Source organism: Prosthecobacter sp. (assembly GCF_029946185.1).
Taxonomy (GTDB): Bacteria; Verrucomicrobiota; Verrucomicrobiia; order Verrucomicrobiales; family Verrucomicrobiaceae; genus Prosthecobacter.
In genome coordinates this window covers 1-3,913 of the sequence record NZ_JAQSEA010000132.1, presented here as the reverse complement: position 1 = coordinate 3,913, position 3,913 = coordinate 1, and the positions used below count along the sequence as shown (strand labels likewise).

General features: G+C 61.0%; 4 protein-coding genes. All 4 read left to right on the top strand.

Translation table 11 applies throughout. From position 1 onward, the window contains the following. Window positions 1–130 precede the first annotated feature (130 nt). Window positions 131–1,072 (top strand): hypothetical protein, encoded by a 942-nt coding sequence (locus PSV43_RS10785; RefSeq protein WP_300196614.1) that lies wholly within the window; start codon window positions 131–133, stop codon window positions 1,070–1,072. Between the two features lie 28 nt (window positions 1,073–1,100). Then, complete coding sequence (locus PSV43_RS10780; protein WP_300196612.1) at window positions 1,101–2,381, top strand: LnmK family bifunctional acyltransferase/decarboxylase; 1,281 nt, start codon at window positions 1,101–1,103, stop codon at window positions 2,379–2,381. Between the two features lie 6 nt (window positions 2,382–2,387). Beyond that, entirely contained in the window at window positions 2,388–3,173 is a 786-nt protein-coding gene (locus PSV43_RS10775) for a methylmalonyl-CoA mutase family protein (RefSeq protein WP_300196610.1), read from the top strand. After that, window positions 3,173–3,913: methylmalonyl-CoA mutase family protein (locus PSV43_RS10770; RefSeq protein WP_300196608.1), on the top strand; the 741-nt coding region annotated here is incomplete at its 3' end. The genes PSV43_RS10775 and PSV43_RS10770, both read left to right, overlap by 1 nt.

Genomic DNA, 3,913 nt, shown 5'->3' with positions numbered 1-3,913 from the left:
ATGGCCTATGAAATCTGGGCCGAGAAACGCCATGATGTGCTGGCGCTCACCAACGTCCACTGGGGCTGGCGAACGGCTGGCTACGCCTTCATTTTGCTGATGCTGCTGTTCTTCCCCCCTCCCAGCTCCAATGAGTTCGTTTACTTCCGTTTTTAAACTGCCTGAGGCGCGTGTCGTCCTCTGCCTGCTGGCTCTGCTGGCGGCGCTGGAGCTCATGCTCCGTGCATCCGGCCACCGCCTCTCACATGATATCGAGAACATCCGTGAGATAGGTCTCACGTCCCAGACTCTGGCTGCTGCGCCACCACCACGCGTGCTCTTTGTGGGCAACTCCATCACTCAGGCGGGGGTGGACCCCGCGCTGTTCACGGCGGAGGCAAGGCGTCACGGCGCAGACCCGCAGCTGAGCCTCTACACCGCCTACCCGGACTCATCGCACGCGGCCATCTGGGACTACCTGCTGGATCGCTACTTTATTGAACCGGGTCACCTGCCTGAAGACGTTGTCATCGTCACCGGCCGGGTGCATCTGCTGGATGCACCCGCAAATCAGGCGCAGCTTGGCGCCTACTATGTGTCGTTGACGGACGTGCCGTATTATCTAAGGAATGATGCATCCTCTGCGGACAGCGTCATTGAATTCATGCTAGGCAAGGCGTTCAGCGTCATGACTTTGCGCACTCGGGTCAGCCCCCGTCTGTTCAACGTGCTGCTGCCCTACTATCAGGAGAACTGGTTCATCCTCAACCGTGCCGCCATGAAGGGAGCGCTCGTGGCCAAGCCAGCCCCCCAGTCCGAAGCCCCGACAACACATCTCAGGCACTTGGTGCAGAGCCTGAAGCAACGCGGCGTGCGGCTCACCGTGGTCGCCGCTCCGATGCCGCATCCCTATGTCATGCACCACAGTGTGGTCAAAGCGCTGGCACAGGAGCAGATCGATATCCTGGATCTCAATCCCATTCCCGGCCTGACAGCCGATCATTTCGCGGATGAGGATCATTTAAACAAGCTCGGCAAGGACATCTTCACTCGTGCACTCTCCGCCGCACTGCCGAATCACTGGCGTAAATAGCCATCCTGTGCTTAGAATCCTTTCCCGCATGATTGAAGAAAAACTCCGCCAGCTATTCACCCAGGTCGTCAAACTCCCAGAAGCCCGCATCAAATCTGGCGCCCATGTCATGGACGATCTCGGCGCGGATTCGCTGCAGTTTCTCGATTACATTCACCGCGTCGAAAAGGATTTTGGCATCACGCTCAAGGGCTCGGACTCGGACCACTTCGCCACCCTCAAGAAAGCCGCCGCATTTCTCGAAAAGCGTCTGCCAAAGACACCCGAAGTGGCCGCTGCACCCGCAGTTGCCGTTTCCCAGGCCGCGCCAGCAACGCGGCAAAGCATGTGGCTCGATGAGCAAGGTTTCCTTCACTACCCCACGGAAATCGGCATGCCGATGACCGGTCGTAACAATCTCGGTGAAACGCCGCTGCTCAAGCTCATCGGTGATCTGCGCTGGCAGCACATCAGCATGTTCTCCGGCGTACCCAGTCGTTTGCTCGCCGATGACACCGGTGAACGCCTCTATGCCACCTTCTTTTATGTCGAGGTGAACTTCAGCGAGGCCACCCCGATGGCCGCCTTTGGCGAGAATGACCAGATCCACATCGTCTCGTCGCTCAAATCCAGCGGCGGCAGTGTGCTCGATGGCAACCACTGGCTGCTGCGCGGTCCGATTACAGCCCCACCCAAAGACCCCTCGCAGTGTGGTGCCCCGCACTTCCGCACTTCCAACATCTTTGTCAAGATGCTGCAAGGCGCGCAGTGGCTGAAAAAATCCAAACCCTGCCAGCCCGGCATGGAATTGATTCCAGATATGGGAGCCTCGCCAGACTCCGCCGACTTGTGCCGCGAGGCCGATCAGAACAACGCCTTCGAAGCGCAGCCGGCAGGCTGGCTCCTGCTCACCCCCAAGCCCGTGGAAGTGTACTACGACATCGTGCCTGACCGTGACCTCAATGGCGCCGGCCTGCTCTACTTTGCCAACTACCCGCAGATCCTCGACATCGTCGAGCGCCAGGTGCTGGAACAACACCTGCCCGTGCCCTTTGAACCCGGCTTGGTGGACCAGCGCACCGTGATCAAGCGCCAGACCGCCTACCTCAGCAACGCCAGCCAAACCGACCGCCTGCGCCTGCAAGTCACCGTCGCGGTGGAAGATCCAGCAACCCCGCAGGAACCCATCCGACTCTGGCTGAACTATGTCATGTGGCGCTGCTCGGATGATCGCAAGATGATGGTCTCCACCACGCGCAAGCTTGTCACCGGCATGACTTGGGGAGACACCCCCATGCTCGAACGCCTGAAAGATTGGAAGAAGCGGTAGCAGGCCATGAACCCGTTCGCTCCACATGCTGACTCCTGGCCTCCTGCCACCCGGCAGGACTGGATGGCAGCAGTGGGACCCGAGCTGGCCGCCCGTGAAAACCCGCGCCCGCTCTATCAGGCTGCAGACTCGCCTGCACCACGCCCCTTGCGCGATGGCGTCAAGTCGTGGCAGCTCGTCGGCGTAGATGAACTCGCAACGGTCGTCGCCACCACCCCCGTCAGCCCAACGATGGGTGCCCAGGAGGAGATCGCCGTCACCCTGTCCGCTCTCGTCCAAATCTGGCGCGGAAATCCTGACACCACACTGCCAGCACGAGTCGTTCTCACGTCCGGCACGTCCCTCTTCCACACCATCGCCAAGCTCCGCGCCTTTCGCCTGCTCAGCACCGCGCTCGCCCGGCACTGCACCCGGCCAGAGCCATTGATCCGTGCGTTGATCAGCGTGCAGGGAGATCGCGCCGCGGATGGTGCCAACGCTCTGGTGCGCATGACCGTGGCGGCTGTCGCTAGCATTTTGGGACTGGCGGACGAACTGGAAATCGCCCCCATTGCGACCGGTGAAGAAGCCACTTGGCGGACCCTGGCGATCGGCCACGTCATTCGTGAGGAAGCTGCGCTGGGTGCAGTTGCCGATCCCACCGCCGGCAGCTATCTCGTCGAAACCTTGACTGCCGATCTTGCCCGCGCGGCCTGGGGCCTCTTTCAACAAATGGAAGCAGGGGCAGCCATCACGCAACCTGCGGCCGACTGCCCGCCAATGCTCATCGTAGGCGTCACCCACTTCCAGTGATGAACACGATCCCACCGCTTTCCAACCTCGCGTTTGAGGAACTGACACTGCCGCCACCGGGTGCAAAACACGCAGACAGAGGTGCTCCCGGTTTCCCGCCCTTTGTTCGCGGGCCCTATGCCAGCATGTACCTGAAGACGCCGTGGACCCTCCGCCAGTATGCGGGTTTCTCCACGGCGGAGGAGACGAATGCCTTTTTCCGCAATGCCCTTGCCGGAGGCCAGACCGGACTCTCCGTGGCTTTTGACCTCGCAACCCATCGCGGTTACGACTCTGACCATCCGCGTGTCACCGGCGACGTCGGCAAAGCAGGCGTGGCCATTGACACCGTCGAAGACATGCAGCGCCTGTTTGATGGCATACCGCTTGGCCGCACTTCGGTGTCCATGACCATGAACGGCGCTGTTCTGCCCGTGCTGGCCTTCTTCATCGTGGCGGCAGAGGATCAGGGTGTGCCGGCTTCCGCACTCAGCGGCACCATTCAGAACGACATCCTCAAGGAGTACATGGTGCGCAACACCTACATCTACCCGCCTGCTCCATCGCTCCGCATCGTCGCGGAGATCATGGCATGGCTGTCGGCTCATGCGCCCAAGTTCAATTCCATTTCCGTCTCCGGCTACCACATGCATGAGGCCGGGGCAACCGCCGCACAGGAGCTGGCCTACACGCTGGCCAACGGCATCGCTTATGTCAATGCAGGCCGTGCAGCAGGTGTGGATGCAAACACGCTCGCCGCT